The following is a 19,257-nucleotide window of genomic DNA, read 5'->3' on the forward strand; positions in this document are numbered from 1 at the left end:
CGGCGGATGATCGAGATCCGGAAGCAGAACCCCGCCTTCGGCCTCGGGACCTACACCGAACTGCAGTCCTCCAACCCGGCCGTCCTCGCCTTCCTCCGCGAATACGAGGACGATCTGGTGCTGTGCGTGCACAACTTCTCGCGCTTCGCACAGCCCACCGAGCTCGACCTGCGCCGGTTCGACGGTCGCCACCCCGTCGAGCTGTTCGGCGGAGTCCGTTTCCCCGCCATCGGTGAACTGCCCTACCTGCTCACCCTCGCGGGCCACGGCTTCTACTGGTTCCGGCTCACCAGAGCCGCGTCCCGGATCGGCCGCCGCCCGTGAGGGTGCGCCGAGGAAAGGATGGGTCACCGTGACGAAGACCGCACCCCTGCGCCCCAGCAGCGCGAGCGGCGTCCGCTCCGGCGGGCCGCTCGCCGCGCTGCTGTGCGAGTGGCTGCCGCGCCAGCGCTGGTTCGCCGGCAAGGACCGGCCCCTCACCGACCTGCGCATGCTGTCGATGACCGAGCTGTATCCGGGTTGTCTGCATCTGCTCGTGCACGCCGATCAGTCGGGCGTCCCGACGCCCGGCGGCACTCCCCCGGCCGGTGACTGCTATCAGCTGCTCCTCGGCGTCCAGGAGCATCTGTCGCCTCGCCTGGGCCGTGCGCTGATCGGCAGGGTGGAGGAGGGGCCGATGGCGGGGCTGACGGTCCATGACGCGTTGCAGGATCCCCGGTCGGCGCATCTGCTCCTGGAGCGGATGCGGCATCCCGGCACGCTGGGCCCGCTGTGCTTCGAGTCGGCCCCGTGTGTGTCGCTGCCTCCGGGGCTGGCGCCGCGGCTGCTGGAGGCCGAGCAGTCCAACACCTCGCTGGTGTACGGGGACGCGTTCATCCTGAAGATCTTCCGGCGGATCCAGCCGGGGGTGAACCCCGATCTGGAGGTGCCCGTCGCGCTGGCCGGGCAGGGGTGCGGGCGGGTGCCCGCGCCCGTGGCCTGGTTCCGGACGACGCATCCGCAGGAGGCGACACTCGGCGTGCTCCAGCCGTTCCTGCCCGACGCCTCCGACGGCTGGACGCTGGCGCTGCGGGCCCTCGCCCGCGGGGAGGACTTCACCGCGGAGGCCGAGGAACTGGGGCGGGCCACGGCGGACGTCCACCTCGCGCTGGCCGCGGCGCTCCCGGCCGGTCCGGACGCCGAGGACGGGCGGACGGCGGCGGCGATGACCGAGCGGCTGGAGGCGGCCGCGCACCATGTGCCGGCGCTGCGCCCGTTCGTCCCGGGCCTGACCACCGCCTTCGGCGCGCTGTCCGTGTGCGATGCCGGCCCGCCCGCCCAGCGCATCCACGGCGACCTGCACCTCGGTCAGGTCCTGCGCGCCGGACGGGACTGGTTCGTCATCGACTTCGAGGGCGAGCCGTCGCGTCCGCTGGCCGAGCGGCGCAGCGCCCACTCCCCGGTCCGGGACATCGCCGGGATGCTGCGCTCGTTCGACTACGCCGCCCGCCAGCGCCGCCCGTGGCGGCCGGAGTGGGCGCGCCGTTGCCGGGAGGCCTACTGCGCGGGCTATGCGGCCCGCGCGGGCTGGGACCCCCGCAAGAAACATGCCCTGTTGCGTGCCTACGAGACGGACCGCGCCGTGTACGAAGTGCTGTACGAGGCCCGTAACCGTCCCGACTGGCTGCCCGTACCCATGGCGGCGATCGAGCGACTCGCCGTCCGAGGAGGCTGACCCCTGTGGCCCTGCGTGACATCTCTCCGCCCGAGTCGGCCGGCCCCCGCCCGCGCACGGCGCCCGCCCTCGACGCCGGCGACCGTGGGCGGCTGCTCTCGGGCACCCACCACGATCCGCACGGCTTGCTGGGCGCGCACCCGGTGCCGGGTGGGATCCTCTTCCGGGTGCTGCGGCCCTTCGCGGACGCCGTGAGCGTCGTGATCGACGGCGATCCCACCCCGCTGGTCTCCGAGGGCGACGGTCTGTTCGCCGTCGTCCTGCCGCTCGACGCGATCCCCGCGTACACGCTGCTGGTGTCGTACGAGGGCGTCGAGCAGAAGGTGGACGACCCGTACCGTTTCCTGCCGGCTCTCGGCGATCTCGATCTGCATCTCATCCGTGAGGGGCGGCACGAGGAGTTGTGGAAGGCGCTCGGCGCGGAGCCGATGGCCCACCAGGGGGTGATCGGCACCCGGTTCACAGTGTGGGCGCCGAACGCCCAGGGCGTGCGGGTCGCCGGCGACTTCTGCTGCTGGGACGGGACCGCGTTCCCGATGCGGTCCCTGGGTTCGTCCGGCGTGTGGGAGCTCTTCCTGCCCGGGATCGGCGAGGGCGCCCGGTACAAGTTCGAGATCACCTCCCGCCACGGCCACCGCTTCCTCAAGGCCGATCCGATGGCCCGGTGCGCGGAGGTGCCGCCGGACACCGCGTCGATCGTGCACGCCTCGCACTACGAATGGGCGGACCAGCAGTGGATGGCGCACCGGGGTGACGTGCCCGTGCATGCGGCTCCGTTCTCCGTGTACGAGGTTCATCTCCCCTCCTGGCGACCTGGGCTGACGTTTCGTCAGCTGGCGGAGGAGCTGCCGCCGTATGTCAGCGACCTCGGCTTCACCCATGTGGAGTTCATGCCGGTCGCCCAGCATCCATTCGCGGGTTCCTGGGGATACCAGGTCACCGGTTTCTACGCGCCGGCCTCGCGGCTCGGCACGCCGGACGACTTCAAGTTCCTGGTGGACGCCCTGCACCGGGCCGGAATCGGCGTGATCGTTGACTGGGTGCCGGCACACTTCCCCAAGGACGACTGGGCGCTGGCGCGGTTCGACGGGGATCCGCTCTACGAGCCCGGGGACTCGCGGCGGGCCGAGCATCCGGACTGGGGGACGTTCGAGTTCGACTTCGGGCGCATCGAGGTGCGCAACTTCCTGGTGGCGAACGCCACTTACTGGTGCGAGGAATTCCATGTCGACGGGCTGCGGGTGGACGCCGTCGCCTCGATGCTCTATCTCGACTACTCGCGGGACTCCGGGCAGTGGTCGCCGAACGTGTTCGGCGGCCGGGAGGACCTGGCCGCGATGGCGTTCCTGCAGGAGATGAACGCGACGGTGTACCGGCGCAATCCGGGGGTCGTGACGATCGCCGAGGAGTCCACCGCCTGGGACGGGGTGACCCGGCCGACCGACAGCGGCGGTCTGGGGTTCGGGCTGAAGTGGAACATGGGCTGGATGCACGACTCGCTGCAGTACATCGCCAAGGAGCCGGTGCACCGCAAGTACCACCACAACGAGATGACCTTCTCGATGGTGTACGCCTACAGCGAGAACTACGTCCTGCCGATCTCGCACGACGAGGTCGTCCACGGCAAGCAGGCGCTGGTGTCGAAGATGCCCGGCGACTGGTGGCAGCGGCGGGCCAACCACCGCGCCTACCTGGGCTTCATGTGGGCCCATCCGGGCAAGCAACTGCTCTTCATGGGGCAGGAGTTCGCCCAGGGAGCGGAGTGGTCGCAGGAACACGGCCCCGAGTGGTGGCTGCTGGATCCGGGGTACGCGTCCGCGGGCGACCACCGGGGGGTGCGGGACCTGGTGCGTGATCTCAACGCGGTCTACCGGGCCACGCCCGCCCTGTGGGAGCGCGACACCGACCCGGCCGGGTTCCGGTGGGTGGTCGGCGACGCCGCGGACGACAACGTGTTCGCGTTCCTGCGCCACGACGCCCAGGGCGCGCCGCTCCTCGCCGTCAGCAACTTCTCCCCCGTCGTGCGCCACGACTACCCGCTCGCCGTCCCCGGCGACGCCCCGGCCTGGCGGGAGCTGCTGAACACCGATGCCGAGCGCTACGGCGGCAGCGGTGTCGTCGGCCCCGCCCCGGTCGCACCCGAGCGGGGGGAGCTCCGGCTGACGCTGCCGCCCCTGGCCACGGTGTGGCTGACGCCTTCGTCCGTGTGAACAGGACCGGACGGGGCAGTCGGGTGCGTACCGCCCGCCTACGAAGGCCGCAGAGAAAGGCCGCATCCCGTGCGCACCGTCGGAGTGGAGGAGGAACTCCTCCTGGTCGACCCGGAGACCGGGGAGCCGCAGGCCCTGTCCGCCGCCGTCCTCGCCCGCGCCTCGCGGTGCGAGGAGGCGGAGGAGCCGCCGGTCTTTCAGAAGGAACTGCACAACCAGATGCTCGAGTTCGCCACCCACCCGCAGTCGGGCATGGGCGAGCTCGGCGCGGAGATCGTGCGGATCCGCGGGGAGGCGGCACGGCACGCGCGGGAGACGGGGTGCGCGGTCGCCGCGCTCGCCACGTCGCCGCTCGCGGTGCGCCCCTCCGTCAGCAGGGGCCGGCGCTACCAGTGGATGGCGGATCAGTACGGCATCGCGACCCGTGAACAGATCGTGTGCGGGTGTCACGTCCATGTCTCCGTCGGCTCCGACGAGGAGGGCGTCGCGGTCATCGACCGGATCCGGCCCTGGCTGTCGGTGCTGGCGGCACTGAGTGCCAACTCGCCGTTCTGGCAGGGCAAGGAGACGGACTACAGCAGTTATCGCAGCCGGGTGTGGCAGCGCTGGCCGTCGGCGGGTCCGACCGAGCTGTTCGGTTCGGCGGAGCGCTACCACGGGCGGGTGGCGGACATGGTGGCCACGGGCACGATCCTCGACGAGGCCATGGTCTACTTCGACGCCCGGCTGTCGGCGCGCTATCCGACGGTGGAGGTGCGGGTGGCGGACGTCTGTCTGCACGCGGACACCGCCGTACTGATCGCCACGCTGGTGCGGGGCCTGGTCGAGACGGCGGCCCGGGAGTGGGAGGCCGGCCTCGATCCGCTGGACCACAGTGTGAGCCTGCTGCGGCTGGCCGGCTGGCGCGCCGCCCGCTCGGGGCTGACCGCGGATCTGCTGCACCCGGCGACCATGCGGCGCACCCGCGCCGAGACGGTCGTACGGGCTCTGCTGACGCATGTCGAGGATGCGCTGACGGACAGCGGGGACCTGGAGCGGGCCCGGGCGTCCTGTGCCGAACTGCTGAAGGACGGCAACGGTTCGCGGATCCAGCGGGAGGTGTGGGAGCGCACGGGAAGTCTGCGTGAGGTCGTCACGACGTGCGTACGGCACACCCAGGCCTGAGGCGATCCGCCCCGTCGGGATCATCAAGGCGGATTACTTATTCGTTCCAGGCCACAACCGGACCCGCCTGGGCTACATTCGACCACCGTCGATAACGGTTCCCGTCGGCGGTGTCACAGCCCGTACACGTCACAGGAGCAGCGCATGCGCGACTTCGCCCTCGCTCCCCGCACCGTCCCGCCCCTGACCGGAGGGCTCGCCGACAGCGTTTTCGAGACAGCCGCCCGTACCCCCACCCTCGCGGTGCTCTCCCGTCGCCCGGACGCCGCCTCCGCCGGCTGGCAGGAGGTCACGGCCGTCGAACTGCGGGACGAGGTGGTCGACCTCGCCAAGGGGTTCGTGGCGTCCGGGATCAAGCCTGGTCACCGCGTGGCGATCATGGCGCGCACCCGGTACGAGTGGACGGTGCTCTGCCATGCGCTGTGGGCGGTGGGAGCCGAGGTCGTCCCCGTCTATCCGACGTCCTCGCGCGAGCAGGTCGAGTGGATCCTGCGGGACGCCCGTTGTGTGGGCGTGGTCGTCGAGGACGAACAGAGCGTCATGACCGTGGGATCGGTGTGCGCGGCCCTGCCCGCGCTGCGGCACGTCTGGCAGCTGGACGCGGGTGCGCTCGAAGAACTCGGGCGGCGCGGCGAGTTGGTGCCGGGGACCACGGTGGACTCGCTGCGCCGGATCGTGCTGCCCGACTCCACCGCGGTGATCGCCTACACCTCCGGCACCTCGGGCCGGCCGCTGGGCTGCGCGCTGAGCCACCGCAGTCTGGCGAGCCCCTGCGACACGCTGCTGGCCGGCTGGGGGCACACCGCCGCGCCCGCGGGAGAGCAGCCGAGCGTCCTCGCCTTTCTGCCGTTCTCCCACGTGTACGGGCTGATGATCCAGGGCCTCTGCCTGCGCGGCGGCATCCTGATGGGTCACGAGCCCGATCTCGGCGCGGACGCGCTGTCGGAGTCGCTGCGCACCTTCCGTCCGACGTATCTGTACGCGGTCCCGTCGGTGTTCGAGAAGATCTACAAGAACTTCCTGCGGGCGGCCCAGGAATCGGGCCGCGGGGCGCTGTTCGAGCGGGCGGCGCAGACGGCCCGGGATTTCGCCGCCGCCGTGGAGCGGCAGCGGCTGGGCCGCGGCTCGGGGCCCGGTTTCGACCTGCGGTTCCAGCACGCCCTCTTCGAACGGACGGTGTACCGCAGACTCCGGGCCGCGCTGGGCGGTCGCGTCCACCGCGCCACGTCGGGCGGCTCCCCGCTCCACCGCGATCTGTCCCTGTTCTACGAGGGCATCGGCATCTATGTGCACGACGGGTACGGCCTGACCGAGACCGGCGGTGGGATCACCATGCAGCCGCTGGGCCGGGAGAAGTCGGGCACCGTGGGTCAGGCCCTGCCGGGCACGGAGATCCGGGTGGCGGAGGACGGGGAGATCCTGGTGCGCGGCCCGTCGGTGTTCCAGGGCTATGTGGGCGACGACACCGCGACGCGGGCCGCTCTGTGGGGCGGCTGGCTGGCCACGGGCGACCTCGGGTTCCTGGACTCGGACGGCTATCTCACGATCACGGGCCGCAAGAAGGACGTCATCATCACCAGCAGCGGCAAGAGCGTGGCGCCGACCGCGCTGGAGCAGCGGCTGCGGATGCATCCGCTCGTGCACCAGGCGGTGGTCGTGGGCGACAACCGGCCCTGCGTGGGCGCGCTGATCACCCTGGACCCCGATTTCCTGGCGCACTGGCGCGGCCGCCTCACGCTGTACGGCGACACGCAGAGCCGGGAGGCCCGTGAGGAGAACGCCCTGCGGGAGGAGATCGGGCGGGCGGTGGCCGCGGCGAACAGCGCGGTGTCCCGTTCGGAGTCGATCCGGGCGTTCCGTATCCTGCCGCAGCCGTTCGACCAGACCAATGGTCTGCTGACGCCCTCGATGAAGCTGCGCCGTGACTCGATCGTGGCGCACTACGCGGCAGAGATCGAGGCGATGTACCAGGCGCGGGCGCGCCCGCCCCGGCAGAGCGCGCCGGAGGAGGTGCTGAGCTGGGACGACGCGGACGACGTGTTCCGCTGAGTCACAGCGCGTGGACGGCGGGCGGCCCCGGGCGGGCCGCCGCGGTCATGGGCCGGCGGGTGGCGGACGCGTAGCCTGTGCGGGCTCGGGAACCCTGAAGGGGGCGAAGCCTGAGAGCCGTACGAGAAAGGACGACGGTCCCGGCAGCAGCGGGGCCGCACAGACGACATGGCAACCGAGCCGCGTGGTAACGACGCATTGTCCTCCTGGGCGATTCCGAGCCGTACGGCCCGTTTCGCGGGTGAACCGCAGGATGTGACGGGTGCGCGGCTGGCCGCGGAGGAGTTCCTCGATGAGCTGGCGCGGGCCTCGCCGCCCACGGCGCCGGAGTACTGGCACGACATCGTGCTGATCGTGGCGGAGCTGGCCGCCAACGCGGTCCAGTACGCTCCTGGCCCCTTCGAACTGCACCTTCGCCGCACGTTCGACGGTGTGCATGTCACGGTCCACGACACCAACAGCGCGCCGCCCGCGCCCCGGCCGTTCCATCCCGACAGCGGGGGCGGTGGCATCGGGTGGTATCTGGTGCAGACCCTCTGCAGCCAGGTCAGCGTGGTGCCGAACGAGGTGGGCCGAGGTGAGGGGAAGGACGTCCACGTGTTTCTGCCCTGGTGACGGCGGTGACGGGCGGCCGGTCGCTCCCGTCAGCCGATCGCTCCCGTCAGCCCGTCGGTCCCGTGGGCCGGATCGGCACGAACACGGTGATCGTCTTGCCTCCCGTCGGCCGATTCTCGATGGTGACGTCCCGGGCCAGTCGGACGACCAGGGGCCAGCCGTAGCCGCCCGTGCGGTGTCCGGCCGGTGCCACGTCCGCTCCGCACGCCGCGGCGGGCAGGTCCTCGCTGTGGTCGTGCACGGCCAGCCGGATCCCGTCGGCCACCGGCGTCATCTCGAACCCGGCGAGTCCGCCGCCGTGCCGCAGTGCGTTGGCCACCAGTTCCGAGACGACCAGCAGCAGATCGATGACGTCCGCCTCCCGGGCCGGCCGCACCGACGGGTCCCAGCCGGCGGCCACCACCGAGCGGGCGTGGGCGCGGGCGGACGCGGCGGTCGTCACCGGCGCCGCCGGACCGGTGGCCGGCCCGGCGGACGCGAGTTCCTCCTCTCTCACGCCGGCGTCGTCCCGCGCGGGGTCAGCCGGCGGTAGTGGTCGCCGACGGCGGCGAGGTACGCCGGATCCGTCGTCTCGCTGTCGGTGCGGAAGCGGGGTGCTTCCTTGACCTCGTCCCCGGTACAGGCCAGGGAGACCTTGCGGCCCGCGTGATCGACGCGCGTCACGACGCCCACCGGGACGACGGCGCTCCTGCCGAACAGCCAGACGCCCGTGTCGACGACCAGGTGCCGCATGCCGTGCGGGCCGGCCTCACGTTCCACATGTCCGAGGGTGCCGTCGGTGGTCACGACGGCGTAGCCGGTCAGGTCCTGCCCCTCGACAGAGCCGCTGCCCGGCGCGTACGACCAGATTCCGTCGATGGTCACACTGCTCCCTTCTCGCGCCCCACAGCACCAATTACCCTGCCGCGGCAGCCGCATTCGGAATGTGTTCGGCATGAGAAGCGGATGCAGGGGCAGACGGACTGCGTCATCGACCGGCTCGACGAACGGAGTGAGCGGCATGGATGCCGTGACGGCACAGGCAACGACGGCCACGGCACAGCAGGCGGGCACCGAGGACCCGCGCGGAGGGGTTCCGCTCATCGACATACCCACCGAGGTGAGCCCGAAGGACGCGCGGGAGCTGTCGCGCCGCTTCTTCGACCGGCTGGCCGTCGTGGAGGAGGGCACACACGAGTACCAGTACGTGCGCAACACCCTGATCGAGATGAACCTGTCGCTCGTGCGGTACGCGGCCTCGCGCTTCCGCGGCCGGGGAGACTCGATGGAGGACATCGTCCAGGTCGGCACGATCGGGCTGATCAAGGCCATCGACCGGTTCGAGCTGTCCCGCGAGGTCGAGTTCACCTCGTTCGCCGTGCCGTACATCGTCGGCGAGATCAAGCGTTTCTTCCGGGACACCAGCTGGGCGGTGCACGTGCCGCGCCGACTTCAGGAGGCACGGGTCGAACTGGCCAGGGCGACCGAGGAGTTGCAGTCGCGGCTGGGCCGGGCGCCCACGACGCGTGAGCTGTCGCAGCTGATGTCGCTGTCGGAGGAGGAGGTCATCGAGGCGCGCAAGGCGTCCAACTGCTACACCTCCGCCTCCCTCGACGCGGCGCTCACCTCCGACGGCGGCGCGGACGGCGAGTCGGTGCTGGCCGACTTCATCGGCGCGGAGGAACCGGCGCTGGAACTGGTGGAGGACTTCCACTCGTTGGCACCGCTCATCGCCGAACTCGACGAGCGGGAACGGCAGATCATCCATCTGCGGTTCGTCGAGGAGCGCACGCAGGCGGAGATCGGCCAGGAGCTCGGCATCTCCCAGATGCACGTGTCGCGGCTGCTCAGCCGCATGGTGCGGCGCCTACGGGCCGGCCTGCTGGGGGCCGACCTCGTCTGAGGCCCGCATCGCCGCCGGGCTCGGACCGAGCTCGGAGCCCACGACCGTCTGCTTTCGGAGGTATCCGTGTCCATCGCCCAGAACCCCCTGTCCGTCGAGGTCACCCTGCCCCGTGAGGACGTCGCCCTGGTCACGGTCGAAGGCCATCTCGACCTCGACACCGCGACCGAGTTCCAGGCCCATCTGGCCAACCAGCTCCATCACGGCCGACGGCACTTCCTCATCGACCTCTCGGCGGTGCCGTTCATGGACTCGTCCGGCATGAACATCATTCTGCGCGTGTACCAGGAGGCCCGCGGCCTGCCGGGGAGCGTGCACGTGATCAACCCCAGGCCCGCCGTCCGCCGGGTCCTGGATCTCACCGGCGTCAGTCTCACGGTTCCGGTCTCGGCCGAGGTCGAGGAGGCCCTGGCCCTCGTCGACCGGCCGGCGCCGCCCCAGGACGGCCAGAACTGACGGGGGCGCTCGCCGCAGCGCGCGAAAGACGCGTCCGAGGGGACGGGGCACGGGCCCGAGTCGGCCCGTGCCCTGTCCGTTCTCCGGACCGGCCCTTGCCAGGGACGTCGCCCTGCCCGAAAGGTGGGGGCGTACAGGGGCCGTTCGGCGGGTACGACGGTGGCCTCAGGAGAAACGTTCGTCTGCATGCCTCGCCCGGCTGGCGGAACCGGTCCGGTCGCGGTGGGATCGATGAGGTGCGAGGGGCCCGCGGGCGGGGCACGCGCATGAGGTCGGGGCAGACCGCCTGGAGCCGCAGAAAGGGATGGACATCGTGACACGACCCAGGATCCTGGTGGTGGGCGCGGGCTTCGCGGGAGTGGGGTGCGTTCGGCGTCTGGAACGCAAACTCGCCGCCGCGGAGGCCGACGTCACTTTGGTGACACCGTTCGCCTACCAGCTCTATCTGCCGCTGCTGCCACAGGTCGCCTCCGGGGTGCTGACGCCCCAGTCGATCGCCGTGTCGTTGCGCCGCAGCAAGAAGTACCGCACCCGGATCATTCCGGGCGGCGCGATCGGCGTGGACCTCAAGTCGAAGGTCTGCGTCATCAGGACCATCACCGACGAGATCGTCAACGAGCCGTACGACTACATCGTGCTGGCTCCCGGCAGCGTCACCCGCACCTTCGACATCCCGGGGCTGACCGACCACGCCTTCGGCATGAAGTCGCTCGCCGAGGCCGCGTACGTCCGCGATCACGTCATCTCGCAGCTCGACCTCGCCGACGCCAGCCACGACCCTGCCGAGCGGGCTTCCCGGCTGCAGTTCGTGGTCGTGGGCGGCGGTTACGCGGGCACCGAGACCGCCGCCTGTCTGCAGATGCTCACGCACAACGCGGTCAAGCGGTACCCCAGGCTGGACCAGAGCCTGATCAAGTGGCATCTGATCGACATCGCCCCGAAGCTGATGCCCGAGCTCGGCGACAAGCTCGGCCACAGCGCCCAGGAAGTACTGCGCAAGCGGGGCATCGACATCTCGCTGGGGGTGTCCATCGCCAAGGCGGGCCCGCAGGAGGTCACCTTCACCGACGGGCGGGTCGTCCCGACCCGGACCCTCATCTGGACGGCGGGCGTCGTGGCCAGCCCGCTCATCGCGACGCTGGGCGCGGAGACGGTCCGCGGGCGGCTCGCCGTCGAGGCGGAGATGAACCTGCCCGGAAACGACGGGGTGTTCGCCCTCGGGGACGCCGCCGCCGTACCCGACAGGGCCAAGGAGGACGAGAGCGCGGTCTGTCCGCCGACCGCACAGCACGCGATGCGGCAGGGCAAGGTCGTCGCCGACAACGTCATCGCGACGCTGCGGGGTCAGTCGATGCGGCCGTATGTGCACAAGGACCTCGGGCTGGTCGTGGACCTCGGCGGCACCGACGCCGTCTCCAAGCCGCTCGGCATCCCGCTGAAGGGGCTGCCCGCGCAGGCCGTGGCCCGCGGCTACCACTGGGGCGCGCTGCGCACGGGCGTGGCCAAGGCCCGGGTGCTGACGAACTGGACGCTCAACGCGGTCGCGGGCGACGATTTCGTGCGCACCGGCTTCCAGGCGCGCCGGGCGGCGAAGCTGAAGGACTTCGAGTACACGGACAGCTATCTGACGCCCGACCAGGTGCGGGCGCACCTCGAGGGCTCCGGCCCCGACGAGGAGTGAGAGCCCGTGCCATGTCCCCGGCCGGACCAGCGTGCGGCGTCATGGGGGTCCCCCCGCTCGGGCGAAGCCGAGCGTGAGGGAGCGTGCGAGCGGGCCTGCCAGGCGTCGCGCGCCCGGCCGGGGACGTGACACGGGCGCTGAGGCCGGCGGCAGAGCACGGCGGCGTACGGGCGGCGGCCCGGTCGTTCGGTGCACGGTGGCGGGATCGGGTGGCGGCATCCGATCCCGGGCTGCTGCGGCTGGCGGCCGGGCTGCGGACGGTCGGCGCGATCGCCCTGATGCTGGCGGTGCTCTCGCTGCTGGGTGCGGATGTCTCGCATCTGGTGGCGGGGGCCATCGCCGCGATGGTCGCCACGTTCGCCATCCGGGAGCAGCAGCGCGGCCGGCAGGCGGTGACGCTGGCGCTGGGCCTGCCGGTGGCGCTGGCCTCGGTGTCGCTGGCGGCGCTGCTCAGCTCCCGGGTGGTGGCCGGTGACGTCTTCTTCGTCGCCCTGATCTTCTGCGCCGTCTACGGCCGCCGGTTCGGCGACCGGGGCACGGCGCTGGGGCTCATCGGGTTCCAGGTGTACTTCCTGTCGCTGTTCGTCGGCGTCGGGACGTCGACCCTGCCGGGGTACTACGGGGTGATCGCCGTCGCTTTCGCGTGCAGCGCGGTGGTGCGCTTCGTGCTGGTGCCCCAGACCCCGACCGGGATCCTGCAGCGGCTGCGGCAGGCTTTCCGGGCGCGGCTCGCGCAGCTGCTCGACGCCCAGCTCGAACTCCTCGACGCCGGCCCCGACGACTTCGACAAGGCTCTCGCCCGGCTGCGTGAGGGCACCGCCCGGCTGCACGACACGGCCATGATGATCCAGAGCCGGCTGGAGGAGGGCACCCGGGACGAGGCGATGGCCCGGCTGGTGCAGCGCCGGATCGCCGACGCCGAGATCGCCGCCGAACGGCTGGGCCTGCTGCTGCTGACGGCCCGTGGCGCCGAGCGGGCCGACACGCTGACCCTGCATCTGCCGGGCGCGCCGCTGCCGCACGCCGGCCCGCTGCCGGTGCGGGACGAGGCCCTGGACACCCTGCGGTGCGAGCTGCCGGCCCTGCAGCTGCTCGTACGGCACCCCCTCGCGCGCAATGCGGGGACCGCGCCGGCGCTGGTGCGCAACCGGCTGCTCGGGTACCGGGAGGAGGAGAACCTGCCGAAGGCGTCACCGCCCGTGCAGGACGTCTTCCGGGGTGTCGGCGAGGCGGCCCGCGCGGTGCTGGGGCTGCGCATCGCGCTCGACGGGCCCCAGGACGAGTCCGACGACAGTCCCGAGACGGCCCGCTCCCGTGAGGAGCTGGACGCGGAGGACGCCGCGATCGGCGGGGCCGAGGAGGACAGGGAGGCGGCTCAACAGGCCGGGGGGCTGCGGCGGCCGACCACCCGGGCCGCCGTACAGGTCTCCGTCGGGTCGTCGCTGGCCATCGTCGGCGGCGAGCTGCTGTCCTCGCACCGCTGGTACTGGGCGGTACTGACCTGCTGGATCGTGTTCCTGAACACCGCCTCCACGGGGGAGATCCTGGTCAAGGGCTACCGGCGGCTGCTGGGCACCGTGCTCGGCGTGGTCGCGGGCATCGTGCTGGCGGGGCTGGTCGGCCATCACACGTGGACGGCGTTCGCGGTGGTGCTGCTGTGCGTGTTCGCGATGTTCTACACCGCGCCGCTGTCGTACACGCTGATGTCGTTCTTCGTGACGGCGGCGCTCGGGGTGCTGTACACGCTGCTGCACACCTACAGCCTGTCGGTGCTGGTGCTGCGGGTGGAGGAGACGGCGCTGGGCGCGGCCTGCGGAATCGTCGCGGCGGCGCTGGTGCTGCCGGTGCACACCGACCGGCGGACGAACGAGCTGCTGACGACCGTGCTGGACCGGCTCACGGACGTCACCGAGGCGGCCGTTGAGCAACTGAGCGGCGGCCCCCCGGCCGACCTGCTGGACCGGGCCCGGGATCTGGACCAGGCGCTGGCCGACCTGCGGGCCGCCACGCAGCCCCTGACGCATCCGGTGACGCCGCTGCGGACCCGCCGGGACACCGCCCGCTATGTCGTCGCCCTGCTGGAGACCTGTGCCTACCACGCCAGGTCCCTGGCGGCCACGGCCGAACTGCTGCCGACGCATCCGTCGATCGCGGCGGACCCGCGGCTGCGCCGGGCCGGGCAGCGCATCCTGCACAACATCGGGGCGATCGCCGCGCGCGTCGCGCAGGAGCGAAGCACCGCCGAGGTGCTGACCGGGCCGAGCATCGCCGCGCTGCTGAAGCCGGGGGTGCCGGGGACACCGCGCTACGGCCGAGTGACCGACCGCGTGCTGCGGCACCTTCAGCGCCTGGACGAGGCGGTGGTCGGCCTCGCGCGCCCGCTCGGGGCGCCGGTGGCGCTGCCGAAGTGAGCGTACGGGCGGTGGCACTGCCGTCCCCGGCGGGGAGTTCAGAACTCCGTGGACATACCGCTCGCGGCCGCGATGCCCCGCAGCTCGTCGGTGTCCTTCTGGCGTTGGCGGATGCAGCCGGCGATCTCGGCGAGGCGGGTGGGGTCGGACGCGGTGGCCGCGTCGGTGACCACCCGGACCGGGCCGGTTCCGTCGACATGGATCTCCACCAGCTGGTTGTCCAGCCGGCCGGTGACCGCGGTGGCGATGACCAGCGCGGCCTCGTCGCGGACCTCCTGGGGCAGCTGCCGGGTGTCGTCCGGGTCGAGGGCGAAGTCGAGACTCCCCGGTGGCTGTTGGTCGAGGGCGCGCAGCGCGGGTGCGACGACCTGCAGCAGGAGCTGGTAGTCCTCGCTGTCCATGCGGACGCGCAACAGGTCGAGGTACATGTCCACGGGCTGTCCGTCGGGCGGGAACTCTGGTTCGTTCATCTGCTCCGTGTTCCCACCCACGCGGACATCAGACGTTTCGCCAGCGGGCCATCGCGAGGGAGAACAGCCCGAAGAGCACAAGACCGGCCGCGACGCAGGCCAGCAGGCCCGGTCCGACGGGGGTGTCGGCGAACGAGCGGAGCGTGTCGTCGAGTCCCTTCGCCCTGTTCGGGCGGTAGTCGACGGCGGCCCGCACGGCGAACGCGCCCGCGGCGGCGAACACCAGACCGCGGGCCGCGCCCCCGCCCACGCCGGTGACGTCCACCAGTCGGCGCACGCCCGGCGACATCTCGCCCAGCCGCAGGTCCTCCCGGTAGGTCCGCAGGACGGCCCGGGCCGCGATCCACACGCCCGCGACGACGATCCCGGCGCCCGCCGCCCCCACGATCCACTGCCCGGCGGGCAGGTCGAGGGCCCGGGCGGTGACGTCCCTGGACTGCTCGTCGCTCGAACCGCCTCCGGCGCCCGAACCGGCCCCACCGCCCGAGCCGCGTCCGGCGCCCGATCCGGCGGCGAAGAGGAGGACGGAGTAGGCGACGAAGGAGTAGAACACGCACCGGACGACTCCCAGCAGCCGCTTCCTGGCCCTGCGTCCGTCGGGCCCGGCCTCGCCGAAGACGGCTTCGGACAGCCGCCACAGCGCCATGCCGACCAGCCCGACGCCCAGCGCCCACAGCAGTACGGCGCCGAAGGGCTTCTCCGAGATCTCCTCCAGGGCGCCCTGGCGGTCGGCCTGCTGTGTGCCATGGCCGAAGGCGATCTGCAGGGCCAGTGCTCCGACCAGCAGATAGATCACGCCACGGGCGGTGAGACCGGCCTTGGCGGCGCCCTTCGTCATCGTCCCCCGCGCCGCCCGCTCCGCCTCGGCGCGGCCGCTGTGCGCCAGAGCGCTGGTGTTCATCCGACCTCCTCCAAGCGTGCCCGAACCTCGCCGATTTCGAATGCCCCGGCCCGCACCGGACACGCCCGGCCCGGCGCCCGTGGCCTTCACGGCCCCGGCCTGCGGGCGCCCCGGGCCCTGCCGAGGGCGTGCAGGTACTCCAGGGCGTCCAGGAGGACCGTGCGTTCGTGCCAGGCGAGCCAGCGGCCGGCCTCGGCGCCGAGGGCGTCCAGGGTCTTCAGCTGGGAAGGGCGCAGCTCGGGCAGGGAGTGGTCCACGTGGGCCGAGACCATGCCGACGCACAGGCCGGTCGCCGAGGTCAGGGGCACGCTGTGGCAGGCCTCGCTGCCGGCGGCGAGGATGGCCGCCCGGGCCGGCTCGGTGAACACCGGGTCGCTCGCCACGTCCCGTACGGTGACCTGCGCGAGATCGCGGGCGGCCTTGGCACAGGATGTGCCCGCCTCTCCGACGTGCTCGAAGAAGTCGACGAAGTCCTGCGTGAGACCGGTGTGCCGTTCGATGCGCAGGCCGCCCCGGACCCGGTCGACCGTCTGCACGTTGCCCATGCCGGTGCCGACCACGGCGAGCGTGCGGTCCAGCACGGCACCGAGCACCGCGCCGCGACTGCGGCCGCCCGCCGGGTCGTCCGGCAACAGGCCGAGGGCGGGCTCGGGTCTGCGAACGCGGCGGGGGAACCACAGCGCGGTCCGTCCGTCCGGACGAGGGGTCGTCACCAGGATCCCGGCCAAGGTGCGCATCTTGACGTTGAACCGCTGCGAGACCTGCCGCATGAGCGTGAACGCGCCCTCGGCGTCGGGCAGGGCGTAGCGCTCCTGGAGCATGCCCTGCGCCTGGGAGATCAGCGGGTGGGCGCGAGACCGGGCGCGCAGGTCGCGTACTTCGGCACGCAAGCGCTCCAGTTCGGCTCGCTCCGGTTCGGCTCGCTCTCGTTCGATGCGCTCCGGGTCCTCGTCCGCTGTTCCGGATGCAGCCGCGGTCATGGGGTCTCCGTCGGGTCGCCAGGCGGGAATCGCAAGGTGGGAATCGCAAGGTGGGAAGCGCGGCGCGAGGGGTCAGCGCAGAGCCTCCTGGCGTACCCGCTCGCAGCTGCGGCTGATGAGCCGGGAGACGTGCATCTGGGAGATGCCCAACCGGTCGGCGATCCTGCTCTGCGTCATGTCCTCGAAGAAGCGCATGTAGAGGATGGCGCGCTCGCGTTCCGGCAGTCGGCGCAGGCTTTCCTTCGCCGACTCGCGGTCGACCACGACGTCGAAGGAGGAGTCGGGGTCGCCGAGGGTGTCGGCGAGGCTGTAGCCGTCGTCGCCGGCCGGGAGTTCGGCGTCCAGCGACAGGGTGCTGAAGCTCTCCAGGGCCTCCAGGCCGGCGCTCACCTCGTCCTCGGTGAGCCCGGCGTGGGCGGCGATGTCGGCGACCGAGGGCTCGGCCGCGCCCGGGTTCTGGGTCAGTTCCCGGCGGGCGAGACGCACCTTGTTGCGCAGTTCCTGCACCCGGCGCGGCACCCGCAGTGCCCACATGCGGTCCCGGAAGTGCCGCTTGATCTCCCCGGTGATGGTGGGCACGGCGTAGCTCTCGAAGGCCCCGCGGTCGGGGTCGAAGCGGTCGACGGCCTTCACCAGTCCGAGGGCGGCCACCTGCCGCAGGTCCTCGATCGCCTCGCCGCGGTCGCGAAAGCGGCCGGCGATCCGGTGCGCCATGGGCAGCCAGGCGGTGACGATCTCGCCGCGCACGGCGTCCCGCTCGGGCCCCTCCTCCAGAGTGACGAGACGCGCGAACCGGCTCGCGGTGTCGGGGGCGTCGTCGTGAGTGCGTCGTAGCTGTGCGGTGGCGGGAGCGGTCGCGGCGGCGGGCGTGGGGGTGGATGCGGCGGTGGGCGCGGACGCGGCGGAACGGTTTGTCGACATGTCGATGGGCATACGGAATCGCTCCTGAACGGTGGTGTCAGGGATTGGCGACGGGCGGGCTTCTGCCGGCCGGGGCGCGTGCAGCGCCCCGGAGCGGACATACCACTCCCGTCGGCGCGCCTCCGGTCCGAAGCACGAACCTCCGTCTGCCCGGCCCCTGGAGGACCAAACTCCACCTGCGGGAAAGGCGTTTCAGGGGGTCCCGGCCGCCGGCCCGGTCCGGTCGCGGCGCGGCTGCGGTCAGAACACGGGGACGACGGCGGTGATGCGCTTGCCCCCGGAGGGCAGGTCGGCCACCCGGACTTCGCGGGCCAGCCGGCAGACGATCGGCCAGCCGCGGCCACCGGTGCGCCATCGCCCGTCGCCGTCGAGCGGGTCGGCGCCGACCGGCAGCCGGTCGCTGCGGTCGCTGACGGAGACTCGTACGGCCCGCCCGTCCACGTCGACGTCGAAGCCGGTGACGCCGCCGCCGTGGAGGATGGCGTTGGTCGTGAGTTCCGAGGCGACGAGCAGCGCGTCCGCGAGAGCCTCCTCGTCGCACGAGCAGCCGGTGGCACCGCGCCACCCGCTCACCGCACGGCGCACGGCACTGCGGACATCTGCCGGTCGGCACTGCTCGGGTCCTTCGCACCGGAACGGGCTCTCCGCCACGTCCGTGCGGTCGGTCGAGTCGTTCGTACGCATCCCTTCGCTCCCCTGACAGTTGCCGACTGGTCGTTGGTCGTTCCTTTTCGGCTGGCCGTCTCGGCGGCGGCCAAACCTCTCGGACAAGGAGCAATCGACCCGCCGGTGCGGGGTACGCGAAGTACATGACCGATGTCGTGGACTCGGATGAACTGTTGCGGCGCATCCAGCGGGCCAGGGCCTGCGCCCGGGAGGAACTGCTGGCATGGCGGGCCCGGGGCGCCGACCTCGCACAGGCCGATGCGGACGCGGCGCGTGAGGCCCGGGTCCGGGCTCTCGCCTACGAGGCGGTGCTCAGGGTGCTGGACGAGATCGTGACGCCCGGCCGACAGTGAAACCGGTCACCTGACCGGCTTTTCTGTACGCATGATCTCCCCGAATGGTTTACGGTTCATTCATACGTGGTGGGCGGGGTCGACGGCGCTCCTCCTCCGTGCACCACACCTGCGCTGCCCTGGCTGGCTTCCCCCGTCCAGCCAGGGCTTTTCCATGCCCTCCTGCGGAAAGTGCCGTCCGCCGAGGTGCCCGGGGCGTCCGCAGCGGCTCAAATGGGAAGGGGAAAGCACCCCCATCGATCGCCGGCGAGGAGCCCCGCGCCATGACCAAAGCGACCAAACTGCTGACCGCCCTCCCCCTGCCCCAGCGTCGGCGCCTCATGGAGCTCGCCCGCGAGGTCTCCTTCCCCGAAGACGCCCGGATCTTCGAGGCGGACGGCACGGCCGACCGTTTCTGGGTCATCCGTTCCGGCGCGGTCTCGCTCGTCCAGCAGGTGACGTCGCTGCGCCGGGTCACCGTCGCGAGCCTCGGCGCCGGCGACCTGCTGGGCTGGTCGTGGCTGTTCCCGCCGTACCGGTGGGACTTCGGCGCGGAGGCCTTCAGCCCCGTGCGCGCCTACGAGTTCGAGGCGCAGCCGGTGCTCAAACTGTGCGAGGAGGACCCGGCGCTCGGGTTGTCGCTGGTGCGGATCGTGGCCGAGATCCTCGCGCACCGGCTGGAGATGACCCGCGGCAGGCTGATGGAACAGTACGGGACGAAACGGCGCGGGGGGCAGTAGAGCCCGCCCGCGCCCGAGTGCTGCACACCGTGCCCGTGCCGGAGTGCCGTGAGCCGGCCCGTTCC

At 72.0% G+C, this 19,257-nt stretch carries 19 protein-coding genes; 12 read left to right on the forward strand and 7 right to left on the reverse strand.

Annotated elements, in window-relative coordinates; translation table 11 throughout:
• The 6 genes from ACIBTS_RS32180 to ACIBTS_RS32205 all read left to right on the forward strand — a co-directional run.
• Positions 1-324: alpha-glucosidase C-terminal domain-containing protein (locus tag ACIBTS_RS32180; RefSeq protein ID WP_399324053.1), on the forward strand; the 324-nt coding region annotated here is incomplete at its 5' end.
• A 28-nt stretch (positions 325-352) separates the two neighbouring features.
• Entirely contained in the window at positions 353-1,714 is a 1,362-nt protein-coding gene (locus ACIBTS_RS32185) for a maltokinase (RefSeq protein ID WP_399324055.1), read from the forward strand.
• A 5-nt stretch (positions 1,715-1,719) separates the two neighbouring features.
• Positions 1,720-3,924 (forward strand): 1,4-alpha-glucan branching enzyme, encoded by a 2,205-nt coding sequence (glgB, locus tag ACIBTS_RS32190; protein WP_399324057.1) that lies wholly within the window; start codon positions 1,720-1,722, stop codon positions 3,922-3,924.
• A 69-nt stretch (positions 3,925-3,993) separates the two neighbouring features.
• Positions 3,994-5,088, forward strand: coding sequence for a glutamate--cysteine ligase (locus tag ACIBTS_RS32195; protein WP_399324059.1), 1,095 nt, complete (start codon positions 3,994-3,996; stop codon positions 5,086-5,088).
• Positions 5,089-5,232: 144 nt separating this feature from the next.
• Positions 5,233-7,137: an AMP-dependent synthetase/ligase gene (locus ACIBTS_RS32200; protein ID WP_399324061.1), complete on the forward strand. Its 1,905-nt coding sequence runs from the start codon at positions 5,233-5,235 to the stop codon at positions 7,135-7,137.
• A 168-nt stretch (positions 7,138-7,305) separates the two neighbouring features.
• On the forward strand, positions 7,306-7,752 hold the full coding sequence (locus ACIBTS_RS32205; RefSeq protein WP_319671932.1) for an ATP-binding protein: 447 nt from the start codon (positions 7,306-7,308) through the stop codon (positions 7,750-7,752).
• Positions 7,753-7,798: 46 nt separating this feature from the next.
• Here ACIBTS_RS32205 and ACIBTS_RS32210 read toward each other — a convergent pair whose 3' ends face one another.
• Together ACIBTS_RS32210 and ACIBTS_RS32215 are read right to left on the reverse strand one after the other, a co-directional pair.
• The gene (locus ACIBTS_RS32210) at positions 7,799-8,248 is read right to left on the reverse strand and encodes an ATP-binding protein (RefSeq protein ID WP_399324063.1); all 450 of its coding nucleotides are present in this window, start codon (positions 8,246-8,248) and stop codon (positions 7,799-7,801) included.
• Positions 8,245-8,616: a PRC-barrel domain containing protein gene (locus ACIBTS_RS32215; protein WP_319671930.1), complete on the reverse strand. Its 372-nt coding sequence runs from the start codon at positions 8,614-8,616 to the stop codon at positions 8,245-8,247. Before ACIBTS_RS32215 ends, ACIBTS_RS32210 begins: the two co-directional genes overlap by 4 nt.
• Before the next feature lie 136 nt (positions 8,617-8,752).
• On the opposite strand from ACIBTS_RS32215, the gene ACIBTS_RS32220 reads away from it, so the two are divergent.
• The 4 genes from ACIBTS_RS32220 (at position 8,753) to ACIBTS_RS32235 (ending at position 14,182) form a co-directional block, all read left to right on the forward strand.
• Positions 8,753-9,634: an RNA polymerase sigma factor SigF gene (locus tag ACIBTS_RS32220; protein WP_231976235.1), complete on the forward strand. Its 882-nt coding sequence runs from the start codon at positions 8,753-8,755 to the stop codon at positions 9,632-9,634.
• Between the two features lie 66 nt (positions 9,635-9,700).
• Positions 9,701-10,090, forward strand: coding sequence for an STAS domain-containing protein (locus tag ACIBTS_RS32225; RefSeq protein ID WP_399324066.1), 390 nt, complete (start codon positions 9,701-9,703; stop codon positions 10,088-10,090).
• A 304-nt stretch (positions 10,091-10,394) separates the two neighbouring features.
• Positions 10,395-11,771, forward strand: a complete 1,377-nt coding sequence (locus tag ACIBTS_RS32230; protein ID WP_319671927.1) for an NAD(P)/FAD-dependent oxidoreductase — start codon at positions 10,395-10,397, stop codon at positions 11,769-11,771.
• 209 nt (positions 11,772-11,980) lie between these two features.
• Positions 11,981-14,182, forward strand: a complete 2,202-nt coding sequence (locus tag ACIBTS_RS32235) for an FUSC family protein (RefSeq protein ID WP_399324068.1) — start codon at positions 11,981-11,983, stop codon at positions 14,180-14,182.
• Between the two features lie 38 nt (positions 14,183-14,220).
• Here the strand turns inward: ACIBTS_RS32235 and ACIBTS_RS32240 are convergent, their stop codons facing one another.
• The 5 genes from ACIBTS_RS32240 to ACIBTS_RS32260 form a co-directional block, all read right to left on the reverse strand.
• Positions 14,221-14,652 (reverse strand): hypothetical protein, encoded by a 432-nt coding sequence (locus ACIBTS_RS32240; protein WP_399324070.1) that lies wholly within the window; start codon positions 14,650-14,652, stop codon positions 14,221-14,223.
• A 28-nt stretch (positions 14,653-14,680) separates the two neighbouring features.
• Positions 14,681-15,553 (reverse strand): DUF1206 domain-containing protein, encoded by an 873-nt coding sequence (locus ACIBTS_RS32245; RefSeq protein ID WP_399324072.1) that lies wholly within the window; start codon positions 15,551-15,553, stop codon positions 14,681-14,683.
• Between the two features lie 86 nt (positions 15,554-15,639).
• Positions 15,640-16,533, reverse strand: a complete 894-nt coding sequence (locus tag ACIBTS_RS32250; RefSeq protein WP_399324074.1) for an ANTAR domain-containing protein — start codon at positions 16,531-16,533, stop codon at positions 15,640-15,642.
• Positions 16,534-16,605: 72 nt separating this feature from the next.
• Positions 16,606-17,454 (reverse strand): SigB/SigF/SigG family RNA polymerase sigma factor, encoded by an 849-nt coding sequence (locus ACIBTS_RS32255; RefSeq protein ID WP_399324076.1) that lies wholly within the window; start codon positions 17,452-17,454, stop codon positions 16,606-16,608.
• Between the two features lie 240 nt (positions 17,455-17,694).
• Positions 17,695-18,138, reverse strand: a complete 444-nt coding sequence (locus tag ACIBTS_RS32260; RefSeq protein ID WP_399324078.1) for an ATP-binding protein — start codon at positions 18,136-18,138, stop codon at positions 17,695-17,697.
• A gap of 125 nt (positions 18,139-18,263) precedes the next feature.
• Here ACIBTS_RS32260 and ACIBTS_RS32265 point away from each other — a divergent pair, with 125 nt between their 5' ends.
• Positions 18,264-18,473: a hypothetical protein gene (locus ACIBTS_RS32265; RefSeq protein ID WP_319671920.1), complete on the forward strand. Its 210-nt coding sequence runs from the start codon at positions 18,264-18,266 to the stop codon at positions 18,471-18,473.
• A gap of 263 nt (positions 18,474-18,736) precedes the next feature.
• Positions 18,737-19,192 carry a cyclic nucleotide-binding domain-containing protein gene (locus tag ACIBTS_RS32270; RefSeq protein ID WP_399324081.1) on the forward strand — a complete coding sequence of 152 codons (456 nt, stop codon included), beginning with the start codon at positions 18,737-18,739 and terminating at the stop codon, positions 19,190-19,192.
• The last annotated feature ends 65 nt before the right edge of the window (positions 19,193-19,257 follow it).

It is taken from the genome of Streptomyces sp. NPDC050121, assembly GCF_044460385.1.
In the GTDB taxonomy this organism is placed as follows: domain Bacteria; phylum Actinomycetota; class Actinomycetes; order Streptomycetales; family Streptomycetaceae; genus Streptomyces; species Streptomyces soliscabiei.